Origin of the sequence: Promineifilum sp. (SeqCode) (assembly GCF_041918635.1) — a bacterium.
Lineage (GTDB): Bacteria > Chloroflexota > Anaerolineae > Promineifilales > Promineifilaceae > Promineifilum.
In genome coordinates, this window is sequence record NZ_JAYRVJ010000464.1 from 1 (window position 1) to 15,537 (window position 15,537).

At 65.1% G+C, this 15,537-nt stretch carries 13 protein-coding genes, 1 tRNA gene and 1 pseudogene; 9 read left to right on the forward strand and 6 right to left on the reverse strand.

Translation table 11 applies throughout. The features are described from left to right. Window positions 1–231, reverse strand: a pseudogene (locus ACE3UY_RS14155) (N-acetyltransferase); the annotation flags it as partial. Window positions 232–241: 10 nt separating this feature from the next. After that, window positions 242–1,144, reverse strand: coding sequence for a TrmH family RNA methyltransferase (locus ACE3UY_RS14160; protein ID WP_374688159.1), 903 nt, complete (start codon window positions 1,142–1,144; stop codon window positions 242–244). 188 nt (window positions 1,145–1,332) lie between these two features. Here ACE3UY_RS14160 and hslO point away from each other — a divergent pair, with 188 nt between their 5' ends. Continuing rightward, entirely contained in the window at window positions 1,333–2,226 is an 894-nt protein-coding gene (gene hslO / locus ACE3UY_RS14165) for an Hsp33 family molecular chaperone HslO (RefSeq protein ID WP_374688160.1), read from the forward strand. A gap of 210 nt (window positions 2,227–2,436) precedes the next feature. On the opposite strand, the gene ACE3UY_RS14170 is transcribed toward hslO, so the two are convergent. Beyond that, window positions 2,437–2,510 (reverse strand) — tRNA-Pro (locus ACE3UY_RS14170). Window positions 2,511–2,709: 199 nt separating this feature from the next. Here ACE3UY_RS14170 and ACE3UY_RS14175 point away from each other — a divergent pair. From ACE3UY_RS14175 to ACE3UY_RS14200, 6 genes are all read left to right on the forward strand, one after another. Then, complete coding sequence (locus tag ACE3UY_RS14175) at window positions 2,710–3,786, forward strand: lysylphosphatidylglycerol synthase transmembrane domain-containing protein (protein ID WP_374688161.1); 1,077 nt, start codon at window positions 2,710–2,712, stop codon at window positions 3,784–3,786. Further along, window positions 3,783–5,150, forward strand: a complete 1,368-nt coding sequence (locus ACE3UY_RS14180; RefSeq protein WP_374688162.1) for an NAD(P)/FAD-dependent oxidoreductase — start codon at window positions 3,783–3,785, stop codon at window positions 5,148–5,150. The genes ACE3UY_RS14175 and ACE3UY_RS14180 overlap by 4 nt, the downstream gene beginning before the upstream one ends. Window positions 5,151–5,324: 174 nt before the next feature. Beyond that, window positions 5,325–6,782, forward strand: coding sequence for a UDP-glucose/GDP-mannose dehydrogenase family protein (locus ACE3UY_RS14185; RefSeq protein WP_374688163.1), 1,458 nt, complete (start codon window positions 5,325–5,327; stop codon window positions 6,780–6,782). A gap of 202 nt (window positions 6,783–6,984) precedes the next feature. Next, window positions 6,985–7,470: a transcription elongation factor GreA gene (gene greA / locus ACE3UY_RS14190; RefSeq protein WP_374688164.1), complete on the forward strand. Its 486-nt coding sequence runs from the start codon at window positions 6,985–6,987 to the stop codon at window positions 7,468–7,470. An 84-nt stretch (window positions 7,471–7,554) separates the two neighbouring features. Then, window positions 7,555–9,066, forward strand: coding sequence for a lysine--tRNA ligase (lysS, locus tag ACE3UY_RS14195; RefSeq protein WP_374688165.1), 1,512 nt, complete (start codon window positions 7,555–7,557; stop codon window positions 9,064–9,066). A gap of 88 nt (window positions 9,067–9,154) precedes the next feature. After that, window positions 9,155–10,459, forward strand: a complete 1,305-nt coding sequence (locus tag ACE3UY_RS14200; protein WP_374688166.1) for an MFS transporter — start codon at window positions 9,155–9,157, stop codon at window positions 10,457–10,459. A gap of 64 nt (window positions 10,460–10,523) precedes the next feature. On the opposite strand, the gene msrA is transcribed toward ACE3UY_RS14200, so the two are convergent. Continuing rightward, complete coding sequence (gene msrA / locus ACE3UY_RS14205; RefSeq protein ID WP_374688167.1) at window positions 10,524–11,075, reverse strand: peptide-methionine (S)-S-oxide reductase MsrA; 552 nt, start codon at window positions 11,073–11,075, stop codon at window positions 10,524–10,526. 163 nt (window positions 11,076–11,238) lie between these two features. On the opposite strand from msrA, the gene ACE3UY_RS14210 reads away from it, so the two are divergent. Beyond that, complete coding sequence (locus ACE3UY_RS14210; RefSeq protein WP_374688168.1) at window positions 11,239–12,300, forward strand: XdhC family protein; 1,062 nt, start codon at window positions 11,239–11,241, stop codon at window positions 12,298–12,300. Between the two features lie 86 nt (window positions 12,301–12,386). Here ACE3UY_RS14210 and galE read toward each other — a convergent pair whose 3' ends face one another. Together galE and ACE3UY_RS14220 are read right to left on the reverse strand one after the other, a co-directional pair. Further along, the gene (galE, locus tag ACE3UY_RS14215) at window positions 12,387–13,403 is read right to left on the reverse strand and encodes a UDP-glucose 4-epimerase GalE (RefSeq protein WP_374688169.1); all 1,017 of its coding nucleotides are present in this window, start codon (window positions 13,401–13,403) and stop codon (window positions 12,387–12,389) included. Between the two features lie 107 nt (window positions 13,404–13,510). After that, the gene (locus ACE3UY_RS14220; RefSeq protein ID WP_374688170.1) at window positions 13,511–14,209 is read right to left on the reverse strand and encodes a zinc ribbon domain-containing protein; all 699 of its coding nucleotides are present in this window, start codon (window positions 14,207–14,209) and stop codon (window positions 13,511–13,513) included. Window positions 14,210–14,287: 78 nt separating this feature from the next. Between ACE3UY_RS14220 and ACE3UY_RS14225 the strand changes: the two genes are divergently transcribed. Continuing rightward, on the forward strand, window positions 14,288–15,346 hold the full coding sequence (locus ACE3UY_RS14225; protein ID WP_374688171.1) for a lipid II:glycine glycyltransferase FemX: 1,059 nt from the start codon (window positions 14,288–14,290) through the stop codon (window positions 15,344–15,346). Window positions 15,347–15,537 lie beyond the last annotated feature (191 nt).

Sequence of the window (15,537 nt, forward strand, 5' to 3'; positions counted from 1 at the left end):
GATGGGCCAGGCGAAGGCGACCAGGCGCTCCGGCCCGTCGAACCACAGGCGCGCGGCGTAGATGGAGCGCGGGTCGTCCTCGGCCACGCGCCACCAGTCCAGGTTGCCGATGGTGGCGTAGACGGGCGGGCCGGTGAGGGCCAGGATGTCCACCAGCAGGCGGCGCAGGGCGGGGTAGTCGGCTTCGGAGTGGTAGGGGCGGGTGTAGAGGGATGTAGCAGTACCTGTCAATGTTGAATCCCTATGCGCTAGTGCTTATCTCGTACAATATAATCGCCGCCGCCGCATTCACCGAATACGAATCCACCCCCGCCGCCATCGGGATCGTCACCTGGAGATCGACGGCCGCCTGCACAGCCGCCGGCAACCCCTCCGCCTCATTGCCCATCAGCACCGCCAACGGCCCGACCGGCCAGACCACGTCCGGCAGGGGCGCGCCGCCGGCCGCGGTTGTGGCGATAGCGGCCACGCCGTTGGCGCGCAGATCGGCCAGCAGCGCCGCGGCGTCGGCGTAGGCGATCACCGGCAGCTTGAAGATGCTGCCCCGGCTGATACGCGTGGCCCGCGGGTGGAAGGGGTCGCTGGCCCCGACGGCCAACAGGGCGCGCGCCCCGGTAGCGTGGGCCGTGCGCGTTAGCGCGCCGGCGTTGCCGGGGTCGGTGATGTCTATGGCAGCGAGGAGCAGGGGGGCGGGGGGGCAGGGGAGCGGGGGGGCGGGTAGCAGGTCGGCGATGGTTGGTAGTTGGTCAGTGGTCGCGGGTAAGCTCCCCTGCTCCTCCGCTCCCCCGCTCCCCTGCGCTCTAGAGACCAGCAAATCAGACAGACGGATCGGCTCCGGCAGCCGCACCAGCCCCAGAATGAGACCCAGATCGCGCCCTTCGGTCAGGGTGATCAGCGCGGCGTCGGGGGCGACGGTGACGGGGCATCCGGCGGCGCGCAGGGCGGCCAGCAGGTCGCGGCGGCGCGGATCGGCGGCCAGGCTCTCGGCGGCCAGCACGGCGGCCAGCGGCGCGCCGGCCCGCAACGCCCGCTCCACCAGCCGCACGCCCTCGATGGCGTAGAGGCCCGTCGCCTGCCGGCCGCGCGCGCTGTGGGCGCGGCGGATCATCTCGATGAGGCCCGAGGGGCGGGTGAGCGTACTCATAGCGGCCACCGCATTGTACCCGCCGCGCCCTCGATCTGCTACACTCAACAAATGGCTACGGATTGGGACGGAAGATACGAATTATCCGTATCTTCCGTCCCAATCCGTAGCCATTCATTCGTGTTGCAGAGGAAAGCTATTGCACACACGGAACGTCTAAAAAATCTGCGAAATCTGTGGATTATCTTATGGACTTGGGAGTAACTGAATTGAAGGACTACATGTATCTGGCGCTGGCGACAGAGCAGGGCGTGCGCGGCTATGCCGCGGCGACGACTCACCTGGTCGAAGAGGCCCGGCAGCGCCACAACACTGCGCCGACGGCCACGGTCGCCCTCGGCCGGGCGCTGACGGCCGCGGCGCTCATGGGCGGTCTGCTCAAGGTGGGGCAGCGCGTGGCCCTCAAGTGGGAAGGGACCGGCCCGCTGCGCAAGATCGTCGTCGAGGCGGACAGCAACGGCAGCCTGCGCGGCTACGTGGCCGAGCCGGATGTTGACCTGCCGCTCGTCGCCGGCGAGTACGATGTGCCGGCGGCCATCGGCCAGGCGGGGTTGCTGACCGTTGTGCGCGATCTGGGCTTGCCGGAACTGGCCGAGGGGACGGTGCACCTGGTCACCAGCGACATCGGCGGCGACCTGGCTTTTTTCCTGGAGCAGTCGGATCAGGTGGCGACAGCGGTGGAGATCGGCGTGGCGCTGAACGAGGACGGCTCGGTGGCCGCCGCCGGCGGCATCCTCATCCAGCCGCTGCCTCCCTACGAGGCGGGAACGGTCGAACAGCTTAAGGAGCGATTGCAGGAGATGCCGCCCATTACGGCGCTGCTGGCCGAGGGCCAGAAGCCTGAGACGATCCTGGATGAAGTCTTCAGGGACCTGAAACACACGCTACTGTCCAAGTACCCGGTACGCTTCGAGTGCAATTGCAGCCGGGAGCGGACGTACGAGGCGCTGGTGTCGCTGGGCCGGGAGGAGATTCAGTCCATCCTGGACGGCGAAGGCCAGGCGACGGTGAACTGCCGCTATTGCCACGAGGAGTACGTCTTCACCCGTGAAGACCTCGAAGGTATCCTGGCGACGATGTAAGAGGGAGAATCCACAGATTTCACAGATTAAGAAAGAGGCTCACGCAAAGAGCGCCAAGTTCGCCAAGAATGCCAAGAAGAAATAACAAGGTCTTCTTAGCGCTCTTGGCGCTCTTTGCGTGCGCTTCTTCTCTTAATCTGCGCAATCTGTGAAATCTGTGGATGCTTCTTCAACGAAAAACCGCACGGCTTAGACCGGGCGGTTTGGCTGTCGGGGTGGCCGGACTCGAACCGGCGACCTCTTCGACCCGAACGAAGCGCGCTACCAGTCTGCGCCACACCCCGAACAGACGGAATTATAGGATCGTTTGGGCGGGGGTGCAAGTGGCAGGTAGCAAATAGCGCAGGGGAGCAGGGGGCAGGGGAGATTTCTTTTCACTGACCTACTGCTTACTGATCACTGCCCACTGACCACTAGTCGCCGATGTGATACAATTGCGTCCATGGTGCGGTTCCCGTGTATCAGTAGTAGAGGTTAACGCGGTTGAAGTCGAAATATCTCCGATTGGGCATCGGCGTGCTCATCAGCGCCGTCTTTGTTTGGCTGGCTCTGCGCGGGCTGCACCTGCGCGACGTATGGGTCAGCCTGCGCTCGGCCGATTACATCTGGCTTGTCCCCAGTGTCGCCGTCTACTTTCTGGCCGTCTGGGCGCGGACGTGGCGGTGGGATTACCTGCTGCGACCCATGAAGCGCATTCCCCTCGGTCGCCTCTTCCCGGTCGTCGTCATCGGCTACATGGGCAACAACGTCTACCCCTTTCGCGCCGGCGAACTGTTACGCGCCTTCATCCTGCGCCGGCAGGAGGGCGTCTCGGCCAGCAGTAGCCTGGCGACTATCGTCGTCGAGCGCGTCTTCGACGGCCTGGTGATGTTGCTCTTCGTCTTTGTCGCCCTGCCGTTCGCCCCGCTGCCCAGTGACGACATCCGCTTTGTCGTTGTGCTGGGCAGCGCCATCTTCCTGGGCGCGTTGCTCGTCTTCTTCGCCGTGGCCGTCGTGCCAGAGCGTTTCATGCGCCTGACCGAGTGGCTGGCCAACCGGCTGCTGCCGGGACGGCTACGCGCGCCGCTGCTCGACTTCGCCGAGCGCTTCGTCTTTGGCCTGGCTTGCCTGCGCGACGCGCGTGGCCTGCTCATGATCTTCCTGACCTCGGTCGTCATCTGGCTGCTGGAGACGGTCAAGTACTGGTTCGTCATGCACGCCTTCGACTTCACCGTCTCGTTCTTCGCCCTGATGCTCATGAACGGCGTCGTCAATCTGGCGACGACGCTGCCCTCCGCCCCCGGCTACATCGGCACGTTCGACGGGCCGGGCATCGCCGTGCTGACGCTCTACGGCGTAGACCCGGCCATCGCCACCGCCTACACCCTGACGCTCCACGCCGCGCTCTGGCTGCCCATCACCCTGCTGGGCTTCTACTACATGGTACGTTCGCAACTGGGCTGGGGCGACATCGGCCGCGCGGTGGAGGCCGGCCTGGCGACGGAGGCCGGCCCTCTGCCCGCCGGCTCACCCAACGGCTCGGCCGCCGCGCCGGCCCCGGAGCGGGAGGTGCGGCGATGAGGGTCGCCATCGTCGGTGCGGGTATCACCGGGTTATCCGCCGCTTATGACCTGTTGCGCGCCGGGCACGACGTGACGCTATTGGAGGGGGATAGCCAGACCGGCGGGCTGGCCACTGGCTTCCGCGACGAACGCTGGGAGTGGCCGCTGGAGAAGTTCTACCACCACCTCTTCACCTCCGACAAAGCCATCATCGGCCTGGTCGAAGAGCTTGGCATGCGGGACAAGCTCTTCTTCCCCCGGCCGATCACGTCGGTCATCTACCGCGACCGTATCGTGCCTTTCGACTCGCCCCAACGCTGGATCACCTTTCCCGGCTTCAACCCCATCGATGTGGCCCGCTTCGGCCTGGTCAGCGCCTACCTGCGTTTTACCAAGCCGTGGCGGCAGTTGGAGCAGCACACCGCCGACGCCTGGCTGCGCCGCTACTACGGCGACAAGATTTACGAGACGGTCTGGCGTCCGCTGCTCATCGGCAAGTTCGGCCCTTACTATGAAGAGGTTAACATGGCCTGGATGTGGGCGCGGCTGCACGTCCGCAGCCCGCGCCTGGGTTACTTCGAGGGCGGCTTCCAGGCGTTCATTGACCGGCTGACCGAGGCGGTGCGGGCGACAGGCGGCGACATCCGGCTGAATTGCCCGGCTGAGTCTATCCGGCCGGCCAATGGCGGCGTGCTCGTGGCCGCGGGAGGCGAAGCGGCGCTCTACGACGCCTGCCTGGTGACGACCTCGCCGGCCCTGCTGGCCCGTCTGGCCCCCGACCTGGCCGAGACGTATCTGTCGGGGCTGCTGGCGCTGAAGAGCATGGGCGCGGTCGTTATGACGCTGGCTCTGAAGCACCCGCTGCTGGCCGAGACGAACACCTACTGGCTCAATATCCCGGCTACCTCGCCCGACAAATCCGGCGGCGTGCCCTTTCTGGCCCTGGTCGAACACACCAACTACATCGACCGCGCCCACTACGGCGGCGACCACATCGTCTACTGCGGTGACTACGTGACACCCGACCATCCTTACTTCGCGATGAGCCAGGAGGAACTGGAGCGGCTGTTCGTCGGCGTGCTGCGCCACATTAATCCGGCGTTCCGGCCGGAGTGGGTGCGCCGCAGTTGGCTGTTTCGCGCGCGCTACGCCCAGCCGGTGCCGCGCCTTAACCACTCGGCGGCCGTGCCCGACCTGCGTACGCCGCTCCCCGGACTCTACTTTGCCAGCATGAGTCAGGTGTACCCGTGGGATCGGGGCACGAACTTCGCCGTGGAGATCGGCCGGCGGGTGGCGCGGCTGATGCTTGACGACACGGCGGCCGGTCAATTGGCTCAGCGCAGTGCAATCGCCGCCGAAACGACGCCCGAACGTCACCTCTGAGACTTGGTATGCGCCCCTGTAGGCGCTAGAATGTGGAGACTAAGAATTGGGAATTAGGAATTAAGAATTAGGAATTAGGAATGAAGAGCGTGGCGAGAACCAATACTGACCTCTCTGGCGCTTCATTCATAATTCCTAATTCCTAATTCTTAATTTCCTTAGGAGCCCAGAACTATGAAAATCGTGGTGATTGGAACCGGGTTTGTGGGCTTGCCCCACGCGGCGGTGCTATCCGAATATGGGCATGAAGTGCATGCCTATGACATCGACGCCGCGCGCATTGCCGCCTATCAGACTGGCGAGGCGCACGAGATCGAACGCTACGTTAACGAGCCTGGCCTGCCCGAGGTCGTGGCCGATAATCTGGGCCGGTATCTCTTCTTCACAACCGATATTACCCAGATAGCCGAAGATGGGGAGGTGTTCTTCTTCTGCATCAACACCCCGCCCAAGCGGGACGGCTCGACGGACATGACCTACTACTTCGACGCGGCCCATCACCTGGCCGACCTGCTGGCCCGGCGGCCGAAGAAGACGCGCGTGGTGCTGGTGAACAAGAGCACCGTGCCCATCGGCACCGCCCGCCAGTTGGAGTTGATCATGCGCGAGCATGGTGTGGAGAACTTCGGCGTGGCCTCGAACCCGGAGTTTCTGGCCCAGGGCAACGCCGTCGAGGGGTCACGCCGGCCGGATCGCGTCGTCGTGGGCGCGGATACGCCGGAGGACTTCCAGATTCTGCGCCGCCTCTACTCCCAGTTTGTCAACCACGTACGCATCCGCTACCTGGAGACGACGCCGGAGACAGCCGAGGCGATCAAGTACATGAGCAACACGCTCTTGCTGACCTACATTTCCTTCTGGAATGGGGTCGGCGCGCGGCTGGCCGAGGCGTTGCCCAACATCCGCATGGAAGACTTGAAGATCGGCGTGACCTCCGACGCCCGCATCAGCACGTGGGGCTCCTACGTCAGTAACGGCGCGGGCGGCAGCTGCTTTGGCAAGGACATCCGCTCGCTCATTTACCAGTTGAATCAGGCCGGCCGCTCGACCGATATTCTGCGCGCGGTCTACGGCATTAACGAGTACCAGAAGACCTACCTGATCGAGCGCGCCATTCACGAGGCGCACTTCAACTTCAACCAGAAGACGGTGGCCCTGCTGGGCCTGGCCTTCAAGAAACGCACTAACGACATGCGCGACTCGGCTGCCCTGCGCGTGGTCGAGACGCTGCTGTCGCGCGGCGTGCGCGCCATTCGCGCCTATGACCCACTGGCCATGGACGAGGCGCGCCGCAGCTGGTTCAATCCGGACAAGAACCACCTGTTCGAGCGCATCACCTACCATGAGACGGCCAAGGAGGCCATCGAGGGTACTCAGGCGCTCTACATCTCCACCGACTGGGAAGAGTTTCGCGGGCTGGCGCGCACCATCCAGACGACGGTGCAGCCGCCCTACCTGGTCATGGACGGCCGGCGCATGTTGCCGGACTATGACATGCTCGTCGCCGCCGGCTACGACTACCTGCCGGTCGGCGGGCAGCTATTGCACGGCCGGCCGTCTGACGCGCTGGCCCCGGCCGAGAACGGTCGCGCGGCGGCCTCCGCCCCACAACCCGCGGCCCAACCCCTTTGATCTCGCCCCCCAGACCTGACAGGTGGGCGGCCAATGAGACTGTGAAGAGAACGAAACTTGTGGCCGCCCACCCGCCAGGTCTTTAGTCAATTGGCGATCACTTTACAAGCCAGAAGTTGTTGATATACTATGTCCTGGAATCTTCGTAAGATGCTGACCGCTGCTCTCAGCGGTTTTTGCATGTGAAATAGGGACGATACGTATGCTGTCAAAGAAACCCACGCTGCTGACCACCGAGGGGTTGGAGCGCCTGACGAAAGAGTTGGAGCATTTGCGCACTAAAGGCCGCGAAGAGGTGGCCGACCGGTTGCACCGCGCGTTCGAGGACGGGCAGGACGACGACTTTGTCGATAACGCCGAGCTTGAGGCCGCGCGCAATGCTCAGGCTTTCCTGGAAGGGCGCATTCAGGAGCTGGACGAGATTCTCAACAACTACCAGTTGATCAACGAGGACATGTCGCCCCACGACCGGGTGAAGCTTGGCGACTGGGTGACGGTGACCGAAGTCGGCACGGACGAGGAGGAGCGCTACCAGTTGGTCGGCCCCCTGGAGGCCGATCCGGTCGAGGGCCGCATCTCCAACGAAAGCCCGCTGGGTAAGGTGCTGCTGGGCATTAAGGTTGGCGAAGTGGTGCGCGTTAACGCGCCGCGCGGCATTACCGAGTTCCGGGTGGTCAAAGTCGAGTAGCGGATAATCCCCCCAGCCGAACAACGAAAGCAATGCCCGTGTGGCGCACCGAGTGCGCGCACGGGCTTTTTTTTGGAGCGTAACATGGAGTGGCAACCCAACGCATTGGAAGAGCAACGCCTGGAGAAGCTGGCCCGGCTCCAGGAGGCGGGGATCGACCCCTTCCCGCTGCGCGTCGAGCGCAGCCACACGACGGCCGAGGCGCTGGCCGCCTTTGAGAACGCGGTCGAGGGTGAGACGATCCGGCCCACGGTCTGTGGCCGGCTGCTGAGCGTTCGCGACATGGGCAAGACCATTTTTGCCCACATCGCCGACGAGTCCGGCAAGCTGCAACTCTTCCTGCGGCGCGACGACCTGGGCGAGGAATCGCACGCCATCTTCAAGAAGCTGATCGACCTGGGCGACTTCGTCCAGGCCGGCGGCGAGCTGTTCCGCACCCGGACGGGCGAGATCAGCCTGCACGTGCGCGACTGGCGGCTGCTCAGCAAGGCCATCAGCCCGCTGCCCGTGGCCAAGGAGCAGGAGGTGGATGGGCAGGTCGTCCGCTACAGCGCCTTCGCCGACCTGGAGGAGCGCTACCGGCAGCGCTACGCTGACCTGGCGGTCAACCCGGAGGTGCGCGACATTTTCCGCACGCGGGCCCGGCTGATCAGCGCCCTGCGCCGCTTCATGGACGCCAACGGCTTCCTGGAGACAGAGACGCCCATCTTGCAGCCGCTCTACGGCGGCGCGGCGGCGCGGCCGTTCACAACCTACCATAACCAGCTCAAGCAGGAGTTGTATCTGCGCATCTCGTTCGAGTTGTACTTGAAGCGGCTGCTGGTCGGCGGTTATGAGCGCGTCTACGAGATCGGTCGCGACTTCCGCAATGAGGGCGTCAGCTTCAAGCACAACCCGGAGTTCACCCAACTGGAGTTTTACGCTGCCTATTGGGACTACCGCGACGTGATGGACTTCACCGAGCGGATGCTGGCCCAGGCGGCGCGCGACGTGTTGGGTGGCACGACGCTGGTCTATCACGGCCAGACCATCGACTTCGGCTCGGCCTGGCAGCGCATCACCCTGCGCGACGCCATCAAGCAGTTCGCCGAGATCGACTATATGGAGTACCCCGACGCGCCGGCGCTGGCCCACGCGATTCGTGCCATTGGCGGCGAAGCGCCGCCCGGCGCGCCGTGGGGCAAGCTCATCGATGGGCTGCTGGGCGATTTCGTCGAGCCGCGCCTCATCCAGCCGACGTTCATCCTGGACTACCCGCGCGACATCTCGCCGCTGGCCAAGAGCGTGCCCGGCGACCCGCTGCACGTCGAGCGCTTTGAGTTCTTCATCGGCGGCATGGAGATGGGCAACGCCTTCACCGAGCTGAACGACCCGCTGGAGCAGCGCCGCCGCTTCGAGGCGCTGCAAGAAACGTTTGCCAAAGACGACGAGGAGCGTAACCCCATCGACGAGGATTACCTGCGGGCCATGCGCTACGGCATGCCGCCTAACGGCGGTTTCGGCCTGGGCGTGGATCGGCTGGCGATGCTCTTCACCGACAGCCGGACGCTGCGCGAGGTCCTGCTCTTCCCCCACCTGCGCGAGCGCGAAGAGTAAGAAGGAATGATCCGCAGATTTCGCAGATTACGCAGATTTTTCTGAAATCTGCGTAATCTGCGAAATCTGCGGATGATCTCTCCGGCCGATGATGAATAGCCCCACGATTCGCACCTTCCTCATCATCTGGTTCGGGCAGTTCGTGTCGCGGGTGGGCACGGCGATGACGCGCTTTGCCCTGCTCATCTGGGCCTACCAGCAGACGGGTGCGGCGACGACCGTGGCCCTGCTCGGTTTCTTCGCCTTCGTCCCCTACATCCTGTTCAGCCCCATCGCCGGTGTGTGGGTTGATCGGCTCGATCGGCGGCTGATCATGCTCTTCACCGATCTGGGCGCGGGTCTCATCACAGCCGCCCTCCTGGTGCTCTACTTCACGGACACGCTGGCGATCTGGCACCTCTACGCCGCCGAGGCGCTGACGGCGGCGCTCGACGCTTTCCAGGAACCGGCCTACGGCGCGGCCAGCACCGTCTTGCTGCCCAAGGAGTTCTACGCGCGGGGCAATGGGCTACGTTCGATGGCTCAGGAAGGCGCGCGCGTATTGGCCCCGTTTCTAGCCGGCTTGCTCATCCCCTGGGTCGGCGTGTCGGGCGTTCTCTTCGCGGATGTGGCGACCTTCCTCGTCGCCGTCCTTACCCTGTTGCTGGTGCGCGTCCCGGCCGTGCGGGCCGAGGGTGAGGCGGAGCGGCCCGACTTCTGGGGTGAGATGCGCGTCGGCTTCGACTACCTGCGGCAGCGTCCGGGGCTGCTGGGGCTGACACTGCACTTCACCATTATCAACTTCTTCGCGGCGCTGACCTACTTCGCCATTCTGCCGGCGATGGTGCTGGCCCGCACCGGCGGCGACGAGGTCGCGTTGGGGCTGGTGCAGGGGGCGCTAGGCGCGGCGGGTGTGATCGGCGGGCTGCTGATGGCGGCCTGGGGCGGGCCGCGCCGCAAGATTCACGGCGTCCTCATCGCCACGGCGCTTTCCTTCCTATTGGGCGACTTCCTCTTCGCCGTTGGCCAGGGCGTTTTGGTCTGGGTCATCGCCGCCTGCGCGGCGGCGGTGTTCATCCCCATCATCGTGGGTAGCCGGCAAGCCATCTGGCAGAGCAAGGTCGCCCCGGCGCTCCAGGGGCGGGTCTTCTCCACCGACGGCATGATGCGGCTGGCGCTGTTCCCGTTCGGCTACCTGTTCGGCGGCATCCTGGCCGACCGGGTATTGGAGCCGGCCATGCTGCCAGGCGGGGCGCTCGCGCCGCTGTTTGGCGGTCTGGTGGGGGTGGGGCCGGGCGCGGGGATGGGCCTGATGTTCGTCGGCACGGCCACCCTGGGGACGCTCTTCAGCCTGGCTTTTTACCTGATTCCCGCCGTCCGCAATGTGGAAACGGAGTTGACGGACTTTCAGTAGGTCAGTAGGTCAGTTTAGACTGAATACTGACCTACTGGCCGACTGACCTACTGAATACTGCTCCCTAAGCCGTCTGCTTCAACTTCTCCTGGAACGACTTGCGGAACTTGCGCACCTTGGGATCGACTACGTAGACACAGTAGGGCTGATACGGGTTTTGGGCGAAGTAGTCCTGGTGGTACGCCTCGGCCTCGTAGAACGCCTCAAAGGGGACAATCTCGGTCACGATGGGGTCGCGCCAGACGCCATCAGCCACGGCCGCGTCGCGGGTCTTCTCGGCCGCCGCGCGCTGGGCGTCGTCGTGGTAGAAGATGATCGAGCGGTACTGCGGGCCGACGTCGTTGCCTTGGCGGTTGGGCGTCGTCGGGTCGTGGATGCGCCAGAAGATGGTCAGGATGTCCTCGTAGCCGATGATGGCCGGATCGAACCAGACCTGCACCACTTCGGCGTGGCCCGTCCGCTTGCCGCAAACCTGCTCATAGGTCGGGTTGGGCACGTGGCCGCCGGAGTAGCCGGAGACGACGCGCTCCACGCCGCGCACGTCGCGGTAGACTGCATCCAGGCACCAAAAGCAACCGCCGCCCAGCGTTGCAACTTCAAGTTTGTTATCACTCATGTGGATTCACCGTTCCTGTTGGAAATTGCGAATTAGGAATCATGAAGGCCTCAGTGCGGAGGAGGGCGCAGCCCTCATTCATACTTGAGTAGACAGCGTTGGGGCGGCTTGCCTTACCCATTGCCGGTTGAAGCGCCAGCCCGCATCCATTACAATCGGCGCGATGAACGAAGTACGCGAGGACATCGACCGCTGGCTGGCGGTCGGCGAGACGGAGATCGCTTTGGCGACGGTGCTGTCCACGTGGGGTTCCGCGCCGCGCAAGGCGGGGGCCAAGCTGGCCTTCACGGCCGGCGGCGCGGCCATCAGCGGCTCGGTCAGCGGCGGCTGCGTCGAGGGCGCGGTCATCGCCGCCGGCGATGAGGTGCTGGCCAGCGGACGGCCGCAACTGCTCCACTTTGGCGTGGCCGACGAGACAGCCTGGAGCGTGGGGCTGGCCTGCGGCGGCACGATCGAGGTCTTCGTCGAGCGCCTGAACCCGGCTATTTACGCCGTGGCCCGCGACTGGCTGATCCGCGAGGCGACCGGAGCCGTTGTGACGGTCGTCGCCGGGCCGGAGGAACTGCTCGGATGCCAACTGGCGCTCGGCCCCGACGGCGTGACTGGCTCGCTGGGCAAGGTATGGGACGAACTGGCGCGAGCCTCCGCACGCGCCGCGAAGCGCCCCAGCCGCGCCTGGCTGGCCGAGGGGGTCGAAGTGTTCATTGACGTGCTGCGCCCGGCGCCGCGGCTCATCATCGTCGGCGGGGCGCACATCGCCGTGGCCCTGGTGCGACTGGCCGATGTTCTCGGTTATCGCACGGCGGTCATCGACCCGCGGCGCGCTTTTGCCAGCGCGGCCCGCTTCCCCACGGCCGGCCGGCTCAGCGCCGCCTGGCCTGACCGGGCGTTGGCCGACGATCCGCCCGACGCCGATTCGGCCGTCATCACGTTGAGCCATGACCCGAAGATCGACGACCCGGCATTGCGGGCAGCGTTGGGGAGCGAGGCGTTCTACATCGGCGCGCTGGGCAGCCGCAAGACCCACGCCGCGCGGCGGGAGCGGCTGGCGGCCCAGGGCTTCAGCGCTGAACAGCTAGACCGCATCCACGCCCCCATCGGCCTCGACATCGGCGCGGATAATCCGGAGGAGATTGCGCTAGCGGTTATGGCGGAGATTGTGGCGGCTTATCGGGGGAAGGAGGCAGGGGAGCAGGGGAGCAGGGGGGCGGGGGAGAAGGGGTGATCCAGCATCCTCAGATGTGGATGTGGTCTTCCACACACCTGAAGATGCACACGCTCTTTCTCCCCCGCTCCCCTGCTCCCCCGCCTTCACTCGCCCACATACCCGTTCGGATTCGCCTCCTGCCACCGCCACGTATCCCTCACCATTTCATCCAGGTCGCGCTCGGCCCGCCAGCCCAATTCGCGCTCGGCCCGCGACGGGTCGGCGTAGCAGACGACGGCGTCGCCCGGCCGCGGTTCCACGATGCGCCGCGGAATCGCCCGGCCGCAGGCGCGCTCGAAGGCCGCCGCTACTTCCAGGACACTGTAGCCGCGCCCCGTGCCCAGGTTGTACGTGTGCAACCCGGGGCCTTCGGCCAGCTTCTTCAACGCGCATAGGTGGCCGAGAGCCAGATCGACGACGTGGATGTAGTCGCGCACGCCCGTGCCGTCGGGCGTCGGGTAGCTGTCGCCATAAATCGGCAGGTAGGGCCGCCGGCCGACGGCGACCTGGGCGATGTAGGGCACGAGGTTGTTGGGTGGGCCGTTGGGGTCTTCGCCGATCCGGCCGCTGGGGTGGGCGCCGATGGGGTTGAAGTAGCGCAGAATCGCTACGCGCCAGCGTGGGTCGGCCTGATGCAGGTCGCGCAGTACATCCTCCACAATAAGCTTGGTGCGCCCATACGGATTGACAGCCGACAGTGGGAACGCCTCGGTGATAGGCGACGACTGCGGGTCGCCGTAGACGGTGGCCGAGGAGCTATAGACGATTTGCCGCACGCCGTATTGCTCCATCACGTCCAGCAGGTGCAGCGTGCCGGTGACGTTGTTGTGGTAGTAGCGCAGCGGTTGGGCGACGGACTCGCCGACGGCCTTCAGCGCGGCGAAGTGAATGACGGCCTCGATAGGCGCGGCGGCGAAGACGGCCGCCAGCGCCGCGCGGTCGAGCAAGTCCACCCGCTGGAAGGTCAGCGGCCGGCCGGCCAGGTCCATGACCCGGCGTAGCGCTTCCTCGTGGCTGTTGATCAGATTATCGACGACGACGACATCGTGCCCGGCGCGGAGCAGTTCCAGCGCCGTATGGCTGCCCACATAGCCGGCGCCGCCGGTGACCAGAATACGCATGGATGATGAACCTCACTGGGAAATCAAGGGTATCATCCGCAGATTTGGCAGATTAGGCAGATTTTTCAGAGGTATTCTAAATCTGCCAAATCTGCGGATGATTCTTCTTAAAGCGGGCAGAGGAGGCGGTCGCAGCTGTCGCACTGGACGAGCTTGCCCTCATTGACGGCCTTGATCGTGCTGGCTGAAACGGTCACCTGGCAGGCCATGCACTTGTTGCCCCGCAGCCCGGCCACGGCCAGCCCGTTCTTCTGTTTGCTGAGCTGGTCATACGCCTTGAGCGGGGCCGGCTGGGCCAGAGCCGCCTGGCGCTGGCGCTTTTCCAGCAGTTGGTTGAGGTGCATGGCAAGCGTCTGCTGCTCGCGGTTCAGCGTGGCCGAGGCGGCGCGGAAGTCGCCGGCCAGCTGCTCGACCTCGGCGTCGGCGGCGGTCTTGACGCTCTGGTGCTCATCGAGCGTCATCATGACAGTCAGCGCCTCGTCTTCCAGCGCGGCGCGGCGGCGGCCCAACGCCTCTACTTCGTGTTGCAGGTCGCTCAGCTCTTTAGGATTCTTGATGTTGCCGGAGTAGAGGCGCTCCTCGGAGCGGCGGGCCTTGTCGTTCAGGCCGCCGATCTCCAGCGACAGATCCTTCTGACGAGCGCGCCAGCGTTGCAGTTCAGCCTCGGCCGCGGCGGCGCGCTCGCGGGCAGCCACCAGGGCGGGCGGCTCCTTCTGCAGCCGGATCACCTCGCCCAGACGGTGCTTGCGGGACCGTATCTCGCTGTCAAGCTGTTGCAAGTCGTAGAGTACTCGTGCCTGGCTCATCGCGCCTCCCTGCCTGTCGCTTGCGGGCATTGTAACACATCGCCCGCTGTTGGCGAAGGCGGGTATAATCCCCTCTCTATGGTGTCGAAAATGCTGGAACTGGGCGAACAGCCCTACACGGAAGCCGACGCGGAGTGGGACGCCTTTGTCGCCGCCCACCCGCATGGCAGTCTCTTGCAGACCACGAATTGGGCGCGGCTGAAAAACCGCTTCGGCTGGACCTCGCAGCGGGTCTGGATGCGGCGCGATAACCGGCTGGTGGCCGGGGCGCAGGTGCTCTTCCGCTCGGTGGCCCTGGGCGTGGTCAAGATGGGCTACGTGCCCCACGGCCCGCTGGTCGATTGGGGCGACGCCGAGCAGGTGGACGTACTGTTCAACCAGATCGACCAGGCCGCCTACCGGCGCGGCGCGGGCATGCTCAAGATCGAGCCGCGGCTGTGGCAGGACGAGATGCCGGCCGCGACGTGGGAAGCGCTCTACCGGCGGCACGGCTGCGTCCCCTCCCCCGACACCATCCAGCCGCCGCGGACGATCGTGATCGATCTACGCCCATCGGAAGAAGACATCCTGGCCGCCATGAAGCAGAAGACGCGCTATAACATCCGGTTGGCGGAGAAGAAGGGCGTCACCGTGCGCCAGGGGACGGCCGCCGACCTGTCCGCCTTCAACTGGCTCATGCAGGCCACCGGCCGGCGCGACAGCTTCGGCATCCACCAGCCGGAGTATTACCGGGCGGCCTACGAGATCTTCGCTCCGGAGCACGCGGCGCTGTGGCTGGCCGAGTACGAGGGGCGGCCGCTGGCAGGCGTCATGGTCTTCACCTGGGGGGAGTCGGCAGCCTACCTCTATGGGGCGTCGAGCGACGAGGAGCGCCAGCGTATGCCGGCCTATGCCGCGCAGTGGGCGGGCATCCGCTGGGCCAAGGCGCGCGGCTGCACGAGCTATGACCTGTGGGGCATCCCCGACGCGGAGGAAGCCGAGCTAGAGGCCGGCTTCACCGACCGGCAAGAGGGGTTGTGGCCGGTCTACCGTTTCAAGCGCGGCTTCGGCGGCGAAGTTCGCCGCACTGTCGGCGCGGCCGACCGCGTCTACAACGGCTTACTCCACCGCCTTTATACCTGGCGGCGCGGACGCTAGACGAGAAAAAAGAGATGGCTACAGATTTTCACGGATAATACGGATAAGAAGTACCGTTCTTAATCCGTGTCATCCGTCGAAGTCCGTAGCCATTCATTCTCTTACAGGAAGAAAAAGGCTACGCCCAGGATGACGTAGAGCACCAGTAGCATCGATCCTTCCAGCCAGTTGCTCTTGCCGTCCAGCGAGAC